Source organism: Pseudoalteromonas sp. T1lg88, assembly GCF_002964765.1.
In the GTDB taxonomy this organism is placed as follows: domain Bacteria; phylum Pseudomonadota; class Gammaproteobacteria; order Enterobacterales; family Alteromonadaceae; genus Pseudoalteromonas.
Genome location: NZ_PQCF01000032.1, coordinates 721,138 through 737,971, shown reverse-complemented (window position 1 = coordinate 737,971; position 16,834 = coordinate 721,138). Strand labels below are relative to the sequence as shown.

Here is a 16,834-nt window from a genome sequence, read left to right as displayed (position 1 = left end):
TGGAATTCAATTTTAAAAGGGTAAGGATAATGAACGCAAAACAACTTCTCGCCATTCTCTTGGCAGGAACCATGAGCTTGACGCTCGCTGGGTGTAATGAATCACTCGATGAATCGACTCCTACTGAACAACCAGATTCCGGCTCGGGCGACGGCTCGGGTGACGGTTCCGGCGATGGTTCCGGTGATGGCTCAGGCGATGGCTCGGGTGATGGCACAGGAGACAAGGAACCACCGGTGGGCACCTGGGAAAATCAAGACGAGGATAAGGATGGTGTGTTAGATGCCGATGATGATTATCCTTTTGAACCAGGCAAAAGTACGTATCCCGTGTATGAGGAAGAAGAGCCAAACGATAACCCCTCGGTGGCGACGCCAGTAGAACTTGAGCAGGGTTTTAGGGTAAAGGGCACCATCTCTTCGCGCACGGATAAAGGGGATCTGTTCGGCTTTGATGTTGATGAGGTCACCCTGATAACGGCGGTATTTGAGAGTCCGGCTGAGCGCTTTAGTCCTCAGGTCTATATGTCGAACTCCGAAGGGCAGGTAATAGACAGTTTTGTGCTCAATGAATTTACCAAGGGTGGCAAACATATTGTTAATTTCCAACTGTTTGAGCCTGGTCGCTATCAACTGAGTGTGATGGATAATAACTATGCCGGTGGAACGGATCTCACCTATGAGGTCGTGGTTTTTCATGATCAAGATGTAGATGCCTTTGATGATGCTAAAGAGCGTGCCTTTGCCAGTGACTTGATAAAAAACGACCAAGATGAAGACGGTATTTTGGACGGTCTGGAGTTCACCTTACTCTACACCACGGAGCACATTGATTTTGACGAAGACGGCTTGGCTAACTGGCAAGATACGGACTCGGATGGCGATTCTTTTTCAGATAAAATCGAAGGGATTGAAGACCTAAATGGTGATGGCTTTGCCAATTATCTCGACCGCGACGCCGATGGCAATACCATAGATGACAAGATAGAAAGTGGCGACCCTCTGGCTCCAAACGATTTTGATAATGACAATATTATCGATCACCTGGACTTAGATGATGATGGCGATGGTATCTTTGATATCAACGATATGAATCGCCTAAAGCAGGCACAACGCGTTGTTCCAAGCAGCCCTGATGATTTCTCTATTGAGTGGCTATACAACCTGCATAATGCCGCGTTTACCGTTCGTTCCTTTGTGCGCGCCGCAGACCCCGCCGAGCTAGCGGTACGTAATCTACCACCAGAGCAAAACCTGGTTGTTGTTTACACCATTAATGGTCAGGTGTTTAACAGTCTCCCTGCGATAACAGAGGTAGTCGACAATGAAACGCGTCTGTCATTGGCATTACCAAATCTGGTTGGCACAGGGTCGATTAAGCTGGCTTTTGGTGAAAAAATCTCAGACGAGCTGCCTATCGAGATAGTGGCACCAGAAAGACCCTTAATCCATAGCGGCCCATCGAGCTTCCAAGTCGGTGACACCATCACCCTCAAGGGAGATAATTTTGACCTAGACGATACCGCCGTCGTTTTCCAAGGCACACCCGTGATGCCCTCGGTAAATAATGGCAGTGAGATAGTGGTAGAAGTTCCTGAGGGTATAGCCGCAGGGCGGTATTGGGTGTCCAACGCCGAAGGTAGCAGTAATGAAATGAGCTACTTCCTGGAGCAAAATATTGCCTATAGTGTCGCTGTTGCCGGAGCAAGCCCCATTCACTCTATTGGTGGCATAGTGCCTAGCCATGCGACTGAAGTTTCAGGAAACACAGTGCGGTTTAAAAAGCTAGGCAACAGCGCCGAGGTTCTCTACTCGTTCGTGTTGAACAGTTATGGCCAGCCAGAAATGTATCTTAGCTCCATAATTGGAGCGGGCGAACAGCAGGTTGAATTTAGCTATCATTCTACCGCTATTGCGAACATGGCTTCACACCTGATTTTTTTCATTGAAAGTAAAGGCATGAGCCTTGAAGAGGCCGCGGCTCTTATTGTCCAAAGCCCAGAGTTTGCCAATTACTTACAAGAAGTCACGGATGCACTTGAAGCCGATAAGGGGTTCTTCTCATTCTTAAATGCACGTCAAGGCAGCGCTGAGTTATTGAGTAAATACAGCGAGCATTTTAAGGCGTATCTCGATAATAGCCATAATCAGGGGGGCCTTGAGAGCCTTCAATTTAGTCCTGCTAAATATTCAATGGCGCACGCAATGCGGGGTGTCCAGTTAAACTCAGCGTCGACGGCACAGGTAGATACCGACATAGAGCCCAGTATTGTGTCTTATCCTGAAACCAATGGTACCTGGGATCTGTTCGATATGAGTATGGAAGCCACTAGGTTTTTAGACAACTCTGTGGAGCTTGCCAATAAATGTGGTGAAGGTGTCGATCCCAAATGGTACGAGGTACTTGGCTATGATGGTTGCGTTCGTTTAGAAAACCGCAGTCAGTTGTATCTAAGTTACCGAGTTTATGAAGTAGATCCGGCAACGGGCGAAATCCCGGCTGAGGCCATCAACTCGCCCTTAGCGGAACACATAGATACGCCGTATCATACCGCCATGGCATCTCCTACCTCTGGCACCTTCCTGGTGTTTGAGTTTTGGTCTAACGATAAATTGATAGATACATGTGTCTACAAAGATTGTGCCTATCAGATCCTAACGCCAGGTGTGGACGGTATTTTTGGTCCGACGCCATTTAATCTAACGGGGACAGAAAGCCATAATCAAATTGCGCAAAAAGCAAGACGCATGCTCACCATTCGCACCATTATCGATAATATCATTATTCGATTTTATTCAATCTTATTTGATGCCGCAGGCCTTAATATAGATAAGGGAGCGCTTAAAAAGCCGGAACAAGCTCGCGCCGTTATTAAGGCCGTGTATGAGTATATGCCAGCGCTTACTGCCGAAGTGGAGAAACTGGCGAGTAAAGAAAAGGTCACCGAACAAGAGTGGGTCGACCTAAGTCAGGCGATAGGGCTTGAAATCTATAACAAAGAAATTAAACCCATAATGACGGATCTTAGTAACTTCCCAAATATCAAACTCGGTCCTGCAACAACCGCATTATTAAAGGTCTTCGCTTATGATCAGGCTGACTTTATCCAAGCCCTGGGTCAAAAACTGGCGAAAAAGTTAATTCCAGGCTTTGGTGCCGTAGAGACGGCCTATGAAGCAAGTCAATTGGCGACGGCCATGGTGGATATGGGTAAAACCATTAAAGATCTAGCCACTGTACCGAGCAAACTGGATTATGTGGTTTCCTGGGGATTACAACTGGCCGATATCACCCCAAGAAGTATCCAGCAAAATGGCCAAACCAAAACCTTTACTCTGGTTGGCAGTGGCATGGCCATTCAAAAAGGCGTCTTCAGTGATGATAAACCTAAAGTCATAGTGATTGATTCGCAAACCAAGGCGGAGCTCGATGTCACCTTCCTAGGCGTTAACAAGCAAGGTACTGAGCTGGAATTTATGCTTTCGAACATTAGCCAGATAGACGCTGCTAAGGGGCCGTTGGATGTTTATGTAGAGCACCGTGATGATAAGGCTAAGTTACCCTATCAAATACTGGTAGGAACCGAACTAATGATTTCTGCCCTTACTCCGAATCGCGCAAAAGCGGGTGAGCAGATCACCATCAGCGGGATTGGTTTTAGTGAACAGCTAGTGGGCAATATCGTGCGCTTTGTCAGTGGTTCCGGTGAAGTTAAGCGAGCGAGTGTCACCGCAGCGACCACGGAATCCCTTACGGTTACCGTACCGGACTCGCCGGGTGCCGGGTATGTCACAGTGGAGGTCGGCGGCGAGGTGAGTAATCAGCTGCCATTCTTTGGCCCGGGACAGGTGAATATCACCTTTGGTGATAACGGTAACTTTAATGACGACGTTTATAAACTGGCCGTAAATGGCAAGGTTATTTATGAAAATGGTACGCCAAAACGAAAGGTGGGCCCTTTGGCCATTGCCTTGGATGAGGGTGAGCACACAGTGGAGTTAACCGGTATTCGTGCCGATGATGGTATAGGCACCTATTATATTGAGTTTGCCGGGGATGTTGTAAATGTCAGCGGTGATGCGCAATCGGGTCGGGATCTTTGCCCCGAAGTGGTCAAGACATTTACCATCACAGTCGGCCCAAGTGGCGCCAATTCAGTGCCAAGTCAGCGTAGCTATGTTATTGATCCCCTGTCTATTTTACAGGAAGAAAGTAGTTCTGCACCCAGTGAGTGTGCGGGTCAATAACTACCAACACTAGATGGCCCTGACTACAGGGCCTTTTTAAGGAGAAAATATGAAGTTATCACCTTTGCTAATCGCAGCATCCATCCTCTCTTATAATGCCAGTGCAGCAGACTACAGTGTGCCAATTGAAAACTGCGTAAAAGCAGCCGAGGCAGTCAAAAATAATGATGCAGCCTTGTTAAAGCCGCTGGTGAGAGATTTGAATCCAGAAGAAGAACAGGCCATGACGCCGTATCTTGCGAAAATCCACACCTATTACACCAAGGGTAGCTATCAGGGTATTAGAAATTTTCGTACCAAAGACGTACAAGTGATCGAAAATGCCAAAGCCAGCATCTATCAAGATACGCGCGAAAATGCAGAAAAATATAATTACGACGAAGAGATTTGGGTCAATTATTCGTTCGATACCAGCCGCGTTGATAAAGAGGATGCTGTTAAAGGCGGGCAGTGTAAGTTTGCGCAAATCGGTGGCCGTTGGGTCATGATGAATGTTTTAAATTAACTGTTAATTCAATTATGAAGCTTGAACTCACCGATCCAGTGTGGTTTTCCTATGTCCATTTTAAAGGGCAAAAGGGCGGCTTAAAATAAGCCGCGAGCTTGATGCTTGGTATTATTTTTTCATTTTTTTTAGTTTTTATTCATTTGAATATATAAGCATGGAGCAATAGATGAATACACTTCGACTCAGCCTTGTTGCGCTTTTACCTTTGAGCCTGAGCCTGGCCGCCCAAGACAGTACCAATGTGGAGTTTGCAGCCGAAAATAATCAAGCCGACATCTTTATTGAAAAGTGCCATGTGTGGCGAAATGCCATGCGCGACAATGATATGGATTTAATGTGGACCTTTGTTGAAGAAAAGTTCAAAGGAACCCTTAAGCCAAAAATGGCGCAAAAGCTTAAGAAAGTCGCTGCCAAGCATAGAGGCTACTTAGATGAGGCCGGAGCATATGTGCAGCGCTCGGTGTCCTTGTCTCAGGAGACGCCAAGTGATACCGCCCAAGTTATTGTGAAGTGGGATAATAATGGCGCTGGAAATAGGAATATCGGTTATGTGGAGAGCTGTGTTTTTGAGCAATTGCCAGGCACCACAAAGTGGGTACTTGATATATAGAAAATAGTGCTAAGGGGACGTCGCTCTTCTTACTTAGCATATGCATAAAACCGGCGTATGTTTTGCTTTTCTTGGGATTATCGTTACATCATCCATAAAGTATTTTTAACCGAGTGAATCCCTTGAGAATGATTCACTGCATTGAGATTAAGGAAGAAGTATGAGGACAATTAACTTATTGGGGGTAAAAGCGGGCAGTGTAAGTTTGCGCAAATCGGTGGCCGCTGGGTCATGATGAATGTTTTAAATTAACTGTTAATTCAATTATGAAGCTTGAACTCACCGATCCTGTGTGGTTTTCCTACGTCCATTTTAAAGGGCAAAAGGGGCTTTCCCCGCACAGTGTTATTAAGCTGCCATTACTTAAGCTATTGGCAACGCTTTCGCCAAAAATGGAATGGCTGTTTGCCCTTATGGTACTGGCGTTAGCGCCGCTGCCTTTTATCCTTGAGCCTCATTTTGGCCCTAGGGCCTTTGTATTTATCTATTTTCCGGCCTTGGTCGGCGTCTTGGTGCTTAAGCGCATTGTCTTTTGGCGAACCTTTGGCGCCGATAAGAAAAAGTTGATGACTTTGAGTGCCGAGCAAATTGAGATAAGCCCATTGGCATGTGCTCAGTTAAGTAAAACGGCCGTTTTATCTCGCCAGGATATTGCCAAGGTAAAGGTTTACTACACCTTGACTCACGACCATGATGTGGGCAGCTCTGGGGCGAGGTCCTCGGTGAATCAGCTAGCCTTAGTGCTTAAGGATCAAAGTGAGTATAAATTAAATGGCTATCGCATTGGTCTGGCTAACGTGCTCTATTTACTGGTTTATTTTGACTATCCTTTGGAGTTTAGTAAGCAGTCATTAGCCCATGTACCAGGGCATCTGTGGCCTCTGACTTTACGGCTAATCCCCATCTGTGCCAACGTCCCGGCACTGGGGCAGACGCTATTTGCGTTAAAAAGCGTATTTTAGCCGGTCATTACTGAATATTCACAAGGACGTGAATAGGCCACCGATACCCCATAGACATTCCATTGCAATATGATTTTTCTGATTTAGGTTCTGGTACTTTTTTGCGTACTGCTCGGTTGCTAATCTGAACGTCTTTTCCTTCTGCCTCCCGCCTTAGTTCCTAAAAAATGCACAATTTATACGCCGATTTCTTTCGCCTATAAAATCGCCTGCTATACTCTGTTCGATATTTGTTCACTTTATATTAACAAAAAGCCGTAAACATAAGTGGCGAATAGCAGGGTTGAGTTAGCGCAAGAGGTTCCAGTTAACCCGGCCCGATGAAGGAAAACTTATAAATCTATCTTAGGAATCCATCTATGCTGAAAATAAAACGACCCCTGGTTGTGTCTGCAGTACTGTCTGCGTTATCACTTGCGGGCACCGTACAGGCGGCCAATGAAGAGCAACGCTACATAGTAAAATTCAAACCAGGCCAAAAAGCCTCGGTAATGACGGCGCTAAGCAATGGCCGGGGTAAGGTTGAGCGAGAATTGGACAAGCATCAACTCGTTGCCGTTACGCTTCCTGCGCAAGCGGCTAAACAATTTAAGAGCAGAAAAGACATAGAGTTTATCGAGGTCGATCAAAAGCGCTATTTGATGGCCGAAAGCACACCCTATGGCATTTCTATGGTTCAGGCGGACCAAGTTAGTGATGCCCTTACCGGCAATATGAAGGTCTGTATCATGGATACCGGTTACGACCTTGGCCATGAAGACCTGCCCACTACTGGGGTAACCGGGGATGATGGGTATGATAACTATAATTCCGGCAACTGGTATGAAGATGGTCATGGCCACGGCACCCATGTCTCAGGCACCATAGCTGCTCTAGGTGGTAATGGCACAGGTGTGGTGGGTGTGAACCCCAGTGGTAATTTAAGCCTGCATATGGTCAAGGTATTCAATAGTAACGGCCAATGGGCTTATGGCTCGGATCTGGTCGCAGCGGTCGATCAATGTATGGCGGCCGGCGCCAAGGTGATCAGCATGAGTTTGGGTGGCAGCGGCTCAAGCAGTGCCGAGCAAGCGGCATTTGATAATGCCCACGCCAATGGTCTGCTTTCTATCGCTGCGGCAGGTAATGACGGTAACAGCAGCATGTCTTATCCGGCCTCTTACGATTCCGTGATGTCGGTTGCTGCGGTGGACTCTAACGGTAATAAAGCCAACTTCTCCCAATACAACAGCCAGGTGGAGATCGCCGCGCCCGGTGTGGCAGTTAATTCAACCTTGCCGAATAACAGTTATGCGGCCTGGAGTGGCACGTCTATGGCCACCCCTCATGTGGCTGGCGTCGCCGCGCTGGTATGGAGCCATTATCCAAGTTGTAGCAACGATCAGGTGCGTACCGCCATGGCACTGTCAGCAGAAGACCGTGGCAGCGCAGGAAGAGATAACAATTATGGCTGGGGCATAGTCAAGGCTAAGGCGATGTTTGACCTGTTTGCCGATGGCTGTGACGTTGGCAATCTCCCTGAGCCTCCAGAGCCGGAAGATTTAGTTAACGGCGTGCCGGTAGAGAATCTTGCTGGAGCCAGCGGTGATGCATTTGAATACAAGATGGCCGTGCCCTCAGGCGCTTCCAACCTGGTGTTCGATATGTCCGGTGGCAGCGGTGATGCCGATCTCTATGTTAAGTTTGGCTCTAAGCCTACCGCCAGCAGTTACGATTGTCGTCCGTATTCAAGTGGTAACAATGAAAGCTGTAGCTTTACCTCGCCACAGACAGGCAACTATTACGTAATGGTACTGGGTTACAGCAGTTTCTCCGGCGTGTCTCTGGTCGGTAACTATGATGGCGGCGGCACGCCCAATACGCCGCCAACCAGTGAGTTCAGCTACAGCTGCACGGATCTGAGCTGTGATTTTGACGCCAGCCTTAGCTCCGACAGCGATGGCAGCATCAGCAGCTACAGCTGGGACTTTGGTGATGGTAGCACGGGCAGTGGCCAGGCGACCTCCCACAATTACAGCGCCGATGGCAGTTATAATGTGACACTGACAGTGACTGACAACGACGGCGCGTCGGATAGCAGCACGCAAGTTGTCACCGTCACCGGCGGCGCTACCAGCGACATCACCTTGCAGGCATCTGGTTATGCCTCCAGAGGCACGCGTTATGTGGATTTAATCTGGAGCAATGCAAACGGCAGTAATGTGGATGTGTATCGCACCAAAAACCGCGACACGGTAACCTTTACCACGGCCAATGATGGCGCCTATACCGACTCCTTCGGTGGCGGTGGCTCTTTCGTCTACAAGGTTTGCGAGTCCGGTACGCAAAACTGTTCACCGGAAGTAACGGTTAATTTTTAATTGAATTTAAGCTTTACAAATAAAAAATCCACCTGCTATGCGGGTGGATTTTTTTTAAGGCATTGAGCAAATTTAAATTAACTCAACTCAACAGGCTATATACCAAAGCAGACACTGCCAGTGCGCCCACTAGCAATACAAACAAGGTACTCAACTTACCGCGATACTGCGCCAGTGCTGGAACCTTATAAACGGCAATCATGGGCATGATAAAGAGGATCATGGCGATAATAGGGCCGGAAATCGCTTCCATCATTCCCAGTATGCTGGGGTTATAGATGGCACAAATCCAAATCGCTACAAACATCAAGGCTACACCCAGTTTATCGGCGCCGCGATAGCTTAATGACGAGTGTTTTACTACCAGGCCATTAAAGCTTTCACGGGCACCCAAAAAGTGGCCGAAGAAAGATGAGGTAATGGCAACAAAGGCAACCAGCGGGCCAACATAGGCAAGCAGCGGGTTGTTATAGGTATTCGCCAAATAAGAAAGTACTGAAATATTGGCTTCCTTGGCCGCTAGCAGCTCCTCGCTTGATAGTGCAAACACGCAGGAAAACACAAACAGCAGGACAAAGCTTATCAGCATAATGGCCGTGTACTTTAAGATCTTGTCTGATTTGGCGCGAGCATGCTCACCGTAGTGGCGACGCTGGGCATTGGCAAAGCTGGAAATTGCGGCGGCGTGGCTAAATGAAAAAACGATCACCGGTACCGCTAGCCAGAGGTTGGTCGCCAGCTCAGGGGCGCTGCTAATGTCCATTGAGGGCATTTGCCAGTGGGGAATAAGGTACAGGGATAGGCCGAACAAGACCGCCACCAAGGGGTAAACCAAAAATGCGAAGGCCCGCAACATCAGCTTCTCGCCGCCTAACATCACAGCTACCATGGCCGCCACCAGGACACCTGAGAGCACTGCACGCGGCGGTGAGCTCATACCGAGCTGATTGACGATAAAGTCATCCACAGTGTTGGTCAGGCCTACGCCATAGATCAACAGAATCGGGAAGATGGATAGAAAATAGAGTAGGGAGATCAGGCGCCCTGCGGTGGCACCAAAGTGTTCCTGCACTACATCGGTAAAATCACTGTCATCCTTCTTTGACGAGAGCACGAAGCGCGCCAAGCCTCGGTGTGCTAGGTAGGTCATGGGGAAGGCGGCCAACGCCATAATCACTAAGGGCCAAAACCCTCCTAAGCCTACATTTATGGGTAAGAATAAAATACCCGCGCCGACGGCGGTGCCAAAAAGGCTAAGCAGCCAATGGGTGTCATGACGATTCCATGAACTTGCTGTTGCCGAGGCGCTGGCGCCAAGGACTTGGTGAGAGGAGTTCATATACTACTACCTGATACTGCATAAAAATTCGGGGCAATGATACCTAATATGCCAAAACAATTCATACTTATGCGTAACAGAGTGTATTTTTATGTGACTGGTTGGGCCACTAAGCCGCGCCTTGCTTGCTTTTGCAATGAAAAAGGCCTCTGAATTCAGAGGCCTAGTTAGATTGGTTATTAATTACACTTTTTGCTCTGCGGGCTGTTCACTGGGGTTGTCATCGAGCATGGGCTCGTCGCCGCCGTTGGCGCGCTCCCAAAACTTGGCTTTAAAGTTAATCAGCACCAGAACAATACCCACCCCTATGCTAAATAGCGCGATTTGCATGTATAAGCCCGGGATTTGCTGGACATTTTCCGGGTCGAAAGAACCAGCCAATAAGCCCGAGATAATATTGCCGATGGAATAGGTCAGTACGAAGACCCCCATCATTTGACCAACATAGCGGGCTGGCGAGAGGCGACTCACGGCACTGAGGGCCACCGGACTTAAACAGAGCTCCCCCACGGTATGCAGGAAGTAGGTGGTAATAAGCCAGTAAGGTGCCACTTTTAAGCCATCTGCGGCGTATTGCGCGGCAAAAAACATCACTAAGAAACCCGATGCCATGATAATTAAGCCTACGGCGCATTTTACACTGTAGGAAGGGGTGATCATGCGTTTGGCCATATTAATCCACAGGGCGGCGAAAAACGGCGACAAAATAATAATGAAAATCGAGTTGGCCGATTGGAACCAGGCGGTAGGGATTTCAAACGTGCCTAACATTCTGTCAGTGTAGTCACGGGCGAATAAGTTAAGCGATGAGCCCGCTTGCTCAAAACCAGACCAAAAACAGGCAGAGGCCACACACACCAAAAACAGCGCCCACATCCGCTGTTTTTCACTGTCGCTGAGCTCACCCATAAAATAGATATGGCCAAAATAAATAAAGAAGGTGATGGTAAAGACGATAGCCACTGAGCCGGCTAAGGCAACCGGGTTGATCACCAGCCAGCCCTGGTAACCGGCGACAACCGTGAGCGCGACAATAGTGATAAAGGCGCCGATGATGGTCCAGGCCAAGGAGGCGCCTTTGGTCGACAGTGGATTGGCGGGCTTGTCATTAATGCCGGCAATATAGCCTTGGCTCATTCGGTATTGCACCAGACCTAAGGCCATGCCCACGGCCGCCGCACCAAAGGCCCAATGCCAGCCGACATTTTCCATAAAGTAGCCGCATACGCCGTACCCTATCATGGAGCCGATATTGATGCCCATGTAGTAAATGGCGTAGCCACTGTCACGGCGCTCATCTTCGGTTTGATAAAGCTGGCCGACCATGGCGCTGATATTCGGTTTTAAGAGACCCGTACCTGTGGCCACAAAAATCAAGCCGATAAAGAAGGAACTGGGGTGGGGAATGGCGAGAATAATATGCCCGCACATAATAATAATGCCGCCGTACCACACGGTTTTTTGTCCGCCGAGGAGGCGATCTGAGATCCAGCCACCAGGTAGGCCTAAAAAGTACACAGCCCCCGTATATAAACCATAAATAGCGGCGGCGGAGGCGACGGTGAAGGCCAGGCCTTCTTGTTGCAAGGAGGCGGTCATAAACAGCACCAGCATGGCGCGCATGCCGTAATAACTCATGCGCTCCCACATCTCGGTAAAGAACAGGGTTTGTAGACCTTTTGGGTGACCGAAAAACGCAGTATCCAGCTTGGCGTCTCCGGCCACGCTTTTTTGCGTGGATAATTGCTCGTCAGACATAGATTCACTTCCATTATTGTCGTTATAGTGAACAATTATTAGTACGTTAATTAGCCGTGAGATGCAACCTTGGCCATTTTTGACGGATCAGATCAGGCCAAGGTAAGGTTAATTTAAGCCGCCTTACTGTTCACTTCAGCAAGGGTGTTGGTTGCCACCACATGCTGTGTATCAGACCAGTGTAGCAGCTCCATGCGACCATGCTCGTTTTCGACTAGGGCAGTGCAGTTTTCTATCCAATCGCCGTCATTACAATAAATGATGCCATCGCTGACACGCAGTTGCGGCTGATGTATATGGCCGCACACGATTCCGTCGTACCCTTGGCGCTTAGCTTCATGGATAGCGGCATTTTCAAATGCGGTTATCGCCGCCTGTGCCTTATGAACCCGCGCCTTGATCCAAGATGCCAGTGACCAGTAATTACCACCATAAAGGCGGCGAAAACGGTTATGCCAACGGTTTAAAAACAGCAAAAAGTCATAGGCGGCATCGCCTGCCACTCGGATCAGTCTGTTGTAGCGGGTCGCCGAGTCGAAATCATCCCCATGGAGAATTAAAAAGCGCTTGCCGTCATCCGTGGTATGCACAAACTGACGATGCACTTCCACCCCCATAAGGGTGTCCTGGTCGTAACGGCGAAAGGTTTCATCATGGTTGCCCGGCACATAAATAACGCGTGTGCCCTCATCGGCTTTGGCTTTTAGGGCTTCAAGCACATGGTAATGGCTGGGATGCCAGAAAAAGCGACGTTTCATCGACCAAAGGTCGACAATATCACCGACTAAATAAAGTCGGTCGCACTTTATGCTGTTTAAGAAGTCCAATAGATATTGAGCCTTACAGTCTTTATAGCCCAAGTGTACATCTGATATAAAAACGGCTCGGTAGTAGGTGCGCTTATTCGTATCCATAATCAGGTTCATCCCAGAGTAATAGAATCCAGCCTAGGAGGCGCGAATGACAATAAGAAGTCTAAAAAAAGAACAATCCATGACAATGCTGGTGCTGCTATTGTTGTTCTTTCTCGGTGGATGCAAGTCCACTATAAGTAGTGGTGACGCATTTGTCGGTGTCGACTTTATTAACCGCACCGGGGTGGCGTTGAGGGACGTTAAGCTGGCGGTGTTAGAAGGCAGCACGGCTCATGTCAGTTGCACTCATGTTGATACTGCAGCCCAGTGCGGCACGGGATTCCCGGCGCACAGCTACCATGGCGAACAGTTACGTTTAAGCTATTATCAAGGTACGGATCTTAAAAGTCATGTGTTTAATATCAAGGTGCCCGAAGAAGGGGCTCAGTTTTATCGAGTGCAAATTCGTGTAACGGCATTGGCACCCGATGTATCGGTATTAAAGCAATAAGAAATAAATAACAGGAGTTAGTCAATTTGCGTTAGCTGCAAAATTTGATGTGGTAATACCAAGGATTAAGGAGGCACAGATGCGTGTAGTTATAATGCTAGTGTCACTGTGTGTTGTTGCCGCTTGCGAGCAGCAGCCAGCCACCGAATTGCAGCCGGGCGATATGGGCAATCCAGCGATACGCTTTTGCGTTGAGCAGGGCGGACATTACCTAAGTGAAGGTAGAGCTGCTAATCGGCGACAGTATTGTGTCTTGGATGATGGCACTAAGGTCGATATGTGGGAGTTTTATCGAGACTATCAATGACATTAAAAAAGCCAGTCCTGAGACTGGCTTTTCTTTTGCTTACTTAGTTGCGCCCTGCGACCTAGTCTTGTTGCAGCTGGGCAACAATAGCGGCCACCGCATCGTCGATTTTAAGCATGGTTTTCTCACCGGTACGGCGGTTTTTCAGCTCAACTTCGTCGTTATCCAGGTTACGCTCGCCAATAACCAGGGTATAAGGCACACCTAGCAATTCCATGTCGTTAAACATTACGCCCGGGCGCTCTTTACGGTCGTCGAACAACACATCCACACCCGCTTGTTGCAGCTCGCTGTAAAAACGCTCGGCAATATCAGGAATACGGTGTGACTTGTGCATATTCATAGGCACAATGGCTACCTCGAACGGGGCGATATTCTTAGGCCAGATAATACCGTACTGGTCGTTATTCTGCTCGATGGCAGCGGCGACCACTCGGCTAACGCCGATACCGTAACAACCCATGGTCATGATTTGGTTTTTACCGTCTTCACCCAACACGCCGGCATTCATTGCTTCTGAGTATTTGGTTCCAAGCTGGAAGATATGACCCACTTCGATACCGCGCTTAATGCTCAGGGTACCCTGACCACAAGGGCTTGGATCGCCTTCAACCACGTTACGGATGTCGGCAACTTCATAGCCAGTTACATCGCGGTCCCAGTTGATGCCGCTGTAGTGCACATCATCGCTGTTGGCACCGGCAACAAAGTCAGCCATTACTGCCGCACTGCGGTCAACAATGATTGGCACAGTTAGGCCTACCGGGCCAAGTGAACCAGGACGAGCGCCAACGGTGGCTACTATGTCTTCTTCTTTGGCCATTTCCAGCGGTGAGAACACACCGGCCAGCTTTTCGGCTTTCAATTCGTTCAGTTCATGGTCGCCACGCAGTACTAAGGCTACCAGACCACGTTCGCCTTGCTCGTTTTCTTCGCCATATACGAACAGAGTCTTAACGCCGCGATGTGGTTTTACACCATAGTGCTCTTTTAGCTCGGCAATGGTTTTGGCATTAGGGGTGTCGAACTTTTGCAGCTCTTTGCTTGGCTCAGGGCGAGCCTCTAGAGGAGCCAAGGCCTCTGCCTTTTCGATGTTGGCGGCGTAATCACTGCCGTCACTAAAGGCGATGGCGTCTTCACCAGACTCGGCCAGTACGTGGAACTCATGCGAGAAGCTGCCGCCGATAGAGCCGGTATCGGCCAATACAGGGCGGTAATCCAGACCCAAACGGTCGAAGATATTACAGTAAGCCTGGTGCAGCTTTTCATAGGTCTGCGCCAAACATTCTTCGCCTAGGTGGAAAGAGTAGGCGTCTTTCATCATAAACTCGCGTGAGCGCATGATGCCAAAGCGCGGGCGAATTTCATCGCGCACCTTGGTTTGAATTTGATACAGGGTGATAGGTAACTGCTTATAGCTGCTTACTTCACGACGAATGCAATCTGTGATCACTTCTTCGTGTGTCGGACCCAAGGCAAACGGGCGATTATGACGGTCTTCAATACGTAGTAGCTCGGGGCCATATTGCTCCCAACGACCCGACTCCTGCCATAGCTCGGCGGGTTGGATAATGGGCATCAGCATTTCGATGGCGCCGGCCTTGTTCATTTCTTCACGAACAATGTTTTCTACTTTCTTAAGTACTTTTACCCCGGTCGGAAGCCAGGTGTACAGGCCCGAGGCCAATTTGCGGATCATCCCGGCGCGAAGCATAAGCTGGTGGCTTACCACCTCGGCATCTGAAGGCGTTTCTTTCAGGGTCGCAAGTAAATACTGACTGGTACGCATGAAGGTTCCGTTTTGTTATTAGTAAATAGATATGGGCGCTAGTTTAGCAGTGCTGCGCCCGTGGGCAAAGCGCTAAAGTGGCGATATTTGCTCGACATGATTATGCCCGCCATCAACCTGCCAGCGAATATTAAAATCATACAAGGTCATGCCGTAACTTTGCGTCCCTTCTTTGTTTTTCTTATAGGCCGGACGTGGGTCCTGCTGCAACACTTGGGTAATAAAGGTTTCTAGTTGCAACGCCGGATCAAGGGTAGCGATAAAGGCCAGTGCCTGCTCGGAAAAACTGACCGTCATCTGAGTTTGCGGGCGGGTGTCGGCAAAACCGGCGCTGGCATCGGGCAGAGCGTCGGAATAAGGCAGGTAGGGCTTAATATCCAGCACCGGAGTGCCATCAAGCAGGTCGACGCCACCGAGTTGCAGGGTAACCTGGCCGTTTGCATAATCAACACCAAGCAGCTCCACCGCACTCATGCCTATGGCATTGGGGCGAAAGGTGGCGCGGGTGGCAAACACACCTTTGCGCGCATTACCGCCTAAACGGGGCGGGCGCACCAAGGCCGAATAGCCTTTATCTGCGGTTTCATGAAAGCGAAACAACACCCAGATATGGGTGAAATCTTCAATGCCGCGCACAAATTCTTCGTGATTAAACTCGCCCGTCAGCACCAACTGGGCGCGAGCGGTATCCACTAAGCGTGGCTGCCTGGGAATGGCAAACTTTTGTTTATAGGGTGAGCGGATATGGCCTATGGCGTCGATGGCAAAAGATGTGGTCACGGCAATACTATTAGGTGTTAAATAAGCGCGCCAGTGTATCGGCGGCGCCGGTTAAATTCAAGGGCTGGCGCGAGCCTTAGGTGCCAGCGACAATATTAAGGCTAGCCCTGAGGGCGGACCCTGAGGGCAAACCCTGAGGGTTAACCCTTGTCCGTGGTTTGCTGCAGCAGGTTTTCCGTTTCTATGGCGATTTCTTTCATCCGTATGGCATAGGCTTCGAGGCGTTTTTGCTCTGTGGTTTTGGCGACAAACTCGGGGACCTCTACCGGGTAGCCGGCTTGATCCATAGCGACAAAGCTGATCACGCAATGATTGGTTTCCACCATGTGCTGGGTTTTTGGGTCGCCACAGCGCACCTGAATAAAGATCTGCATACTGGTTTTGCCGGTGTGGGCGATACTGGCCTCAACCTCAATCAGTTGGCCAACAAGTACAGGGCGGCTGAATTTGACCCCGGCCACTGACACGGTCACACAATAATGACCGCTCCAACCAGCGGCACAGGCGTAACCGGCCTGATCTATCCATTTCATTACCACACCGCCATGCACCTTGCCGCCAAAGTTGACGTCGGTGGGCTCGGCTAAAAAGCGAAAGGTCACTGATTGTTGTGGCATTGTTCTTCCTCGACTGCGTAAGTGCTTATTAATAGTATAGTAAATGTTTGAATTTGGGCACAAAAAAGGGGCTGACGCCCCAGTTGCAACTTAGGATGTAGAAAAGGTTTATACCAATTCTGTTAGGTATGTGATCAGAGATAGCGCTGGATAAATGAGATGATCACAAGGCGGAATTTTTCTTATGTAGTT

General features: G+C 49.0%; 13 protein-coding genes. 7 read left to right on the top strand and 6 right to left on the bottom strand.

Going from position 1 to position 16,834, the window contains the following annotated elements; genetic code table 11:
* The first annotated feature begins 29 nt into the window (after positions 1 to 29).
* The 5 genes from C2M34_RS14870 (at position 30) to C2M34_RS16055 (ending at position 8,687) form a co-directional block, all read left to right on the top strand.
* A complete protein-coding gene (locus C2M34_RS14870; protein WP_199878809.1) occupies positions 30 to 4,247 on the top strand; it encodes an IPT/TIG domain-containing protein in 4,218 nt (1,405 codons plus the stop codon).
* 49 nt (positions 4,248 to 4,296) lie between these two features.
* Positions 4,297 to 4,752, top strand: a complete 456-nt coding sequence (locus tag C2M34_RS14865; protein WP_105259197.1) for a hypothetical protein — start codon at positions 4,297 to 4,299, stop codon at positions 4,750 to 4,752.
* A 169-nt stretch (positions 4,753 to 4,921) separates the two neighbouring features.
* Positions 4,922 to 5,365 (top strand): hypothetical protein, encoded by a 444-nt coding sequence (locus tag C2M34_RS14860; protein ID WP_105199905.1) that lies wholly within the window; start codon positions 4,922 to 4,924, stop codon positions 5,363 to 5,365.
* Positions 5,366 to 5,631: 266 nt separating this feature from the next.
* Positions 5,632 to 6,327 carry a hypothetical protein gene (locus C2M34_RS14855; protein ID WP_105259196.1) on the top strand — a complete coding sequence of 232 codons (696 nt, stop codon included), beginning with the start codon at positions 5,632 to 5,634 and terminating at the stop codon, positions 6,325 to 6,327.
* Between the two features lie 359 nt (positions 6,328 to 6,686).
* Positions 6,687 to 8,687, top strand: coding sequence for a S8 family serine peptidase (locus C2M34_RS16055; protein WP_105259195.1), 2,001 nt, complete (start codon positions 6,687 to 6,689; stop codon positions 8,685 to 8,687).
* Between the two features lie 82 nt (positions 8,688 to 8,769).
* Here the strand turns inward: C2M34_RS16055 and C2M34_RS14845 are convergent, their stop codons facing one another.
* The 3 genes from C2M34_RS14845 to C2M34_RS14835 form a co-directional block, all read right to left on the bottom strand.
* Positions 8,770 to 10,026 carry an aromatic amino acid transport family protein gene (locus tag C2M34_RS14845; RefSeq protein ID WP_105199907.1) on the bottom strand — a complete coding sequence of 419 codons (1,257 nt, stop codon included), beginning with the start codon at positions 10,024 to 10,026 and terminating at the stop codon, positions 8,770 to 8,772.
* A 183-nt stretch (positions 10,027 to 10,209) separates the two neighbouring features.
* A complete protein-coding gene (locus C2M34_RS14840) occupies positions 10,210 to 11,784 on the bottom strand; it encodes a peptide MFS transporter (protein WP_105259194.1) in 1,575 nt (524 codons plus the stop codon).
* A gap of 113 nt (positions 11,785 to 11,897) precedes the next feature.
* A complete protein-coding gene (locus C2M34_RS14835; RefSeq protein ID WP_105199927.1) occupies positions 11,898 to 12,698 on the bottom strand; it encodes a UDP-2,3-diacylglucosamine diphosphatase in 801 nt (266 codons plus the stop codon).
* Between the two features lie 46 nt (positions 12,699 to 12,744).
* Between C2M34_RS14835 and C2M34_RS14830 the strand changes: the two genes are divergently transcribed.
* A complete protein-coding gene (locus C2M34_RS14830) occupies positions 12,745 to 13,149 on the top strand; it encodes a hypothetical protein (protein WP_158681459.1) in 405 nt (134 codons plus the stop codon).
* Between the two features lie 79 nt (positions 13,150 to 13,228).
* Positions 13,229 to 13,456, top strand: coding sequence for a DUF333 domain-containing protein (locus C2M34_RS14825; RefSeq protein ID WP_105199910.1), 228 nt, complete (start codon positions 13,229 to 13,231; stop codon positions 13,454 to 13,456).
* 61 nt (positions 13,457 to 13,517) lie between these two features.
* Here C2M34_RS14825 and C2M34_RS14820 read toward each other — a convergent pair whose 3' ends face one another.
* The 3 genes from C2M34_RS14820 to C2M34_RS14810 form a co-directional block, all read right to left on the bottom strand.
* The gene (locus C2M34_RS14820) at positions 13,518 to 15,245 is read right to left on the bottom strand and encodes a proline--tRNA ligase (protein ID WP_105199911.1); all 1,728 of its coding nucleotides are present in this window, start codon (positions 15,243 to 15,245) and stop codon (positions 13,518 to 13,520) included.
* A 72-nt stretch (positions 15,246 to 15,317) separates the two neighbouring features.
* Positions 15,318 to 16,025 carry a tRNA (N6-threonylcarbamoyladenosine(37)-N6)-methyltransferase TrmO gene (tsaA, locus tag C2M34_RS14815; RefSeq protein WP_105259192.1) on the bottom strand — a complete coding sequence of 236 codons (708 nt, stop codon included), beginning with the start codon at positions 16,023 to 16,025 and terminating at the stop codon, positions 15,318 to 15,320.
* Positions 16,026 to 16,165: 140 nt separating this feature from the next.
* Entirely contained in the window at positions 16,166 to 16,642 is a 477-nt protein-coding gene (locus C2M34_RS14810; RefSeq protein WP_105199913.1) for an acyl-CoA thioesterase, read from the bottom strand.
* Between the last annotated feature and the right edge of the window lie 192 nt (positions 16,643 to 16,834).

Bases quoted from the DNA above. Each gene is read 5' to 3' on its own strand.
- C2M34_RS14870 (WP_199878809.1), top strand. From the start codon at position 30: ATGAACGCAAAACAACTTCTCGCCATTCTCTTGGCAGGAACCATGAGC.
- C2M34_RS14865 (WP_105259197.1), top strand. From the start codon at position 4,297: ATGAAGTTATCACCTTTGCTAATCGCAGCATCCATCCTCTCTTATAAT.
- C2M34_RS14860 (WP_105199905.1), top strand. From the start codon at position 4,922: ATGAATACACTTCGACTCAGCCTTGTTGCGCTTTTACCTTTGAGCCTG.
- C2M34_RS14855 (WP_105259196.1), top strand. From the start codon at position 5,632: ATGAAGCTTGAACTCACCGATCCTGTGTGGTTTTCCTACGTCCATTTT.
- C2M34_RS16055 (WP_105259195.1), top strand. From the start codon at position 6,687: ATGCTGAAAATAAAACGACCCCTGGTTGTGTCTGCAGTACTGTCTGCG.
- C2M34_RS14845 (WP_105199907.1), bottom strand. From the start codon at position 10,026: ATGAACTCCTCTCACCAAGTCCTTGGCGCCAGCGCCTCGGCAACAGCA.
- C2M34_RS14840 (WP_105259194.1), bottom strand. From the start codon at position 11,784: ATGTCTGACGAGCAATTATCCACGCAAAAAAGCGTGGCCGGAGACGCC.
- C2M34_RS14835 (WP_105199927.1), bottom strand. From the start codon at position 12,698: ATGGATACGAATAAGCGCACCTACTACCGAGCCGTTTTTATATCAGAT.
- C2M34_RS14830 (WP_158681459.1), top strand. From the start codon at position 12,745: ATGACAATAAGAAGTCTAAAAAAAGAACAATCCATGACAATGCTGGTG.
- C2M34_RS14825 (WP_105199910.1), top strand. From the start codon at position 13,229: ATGCGTGTAGTTATAATGCTAGTGTCACTGTGTGTTGTTGCCGCTTGC.
- C2M34_RS14820 (WP_105199911.1), bottom strand. From the start codon at position 15,245: ATGCGTACCAGTCAGTATTTACTTGCGACCCTGAAAGAAACGCCTTCA.
- C2M34_RS14810 (WP_105199913.1), bottom strand. From the start codon at position 16,642: ATGCCACAACAATCAGTGACCTTTCGCTTTTTAGCCGAGCCCACCGAC.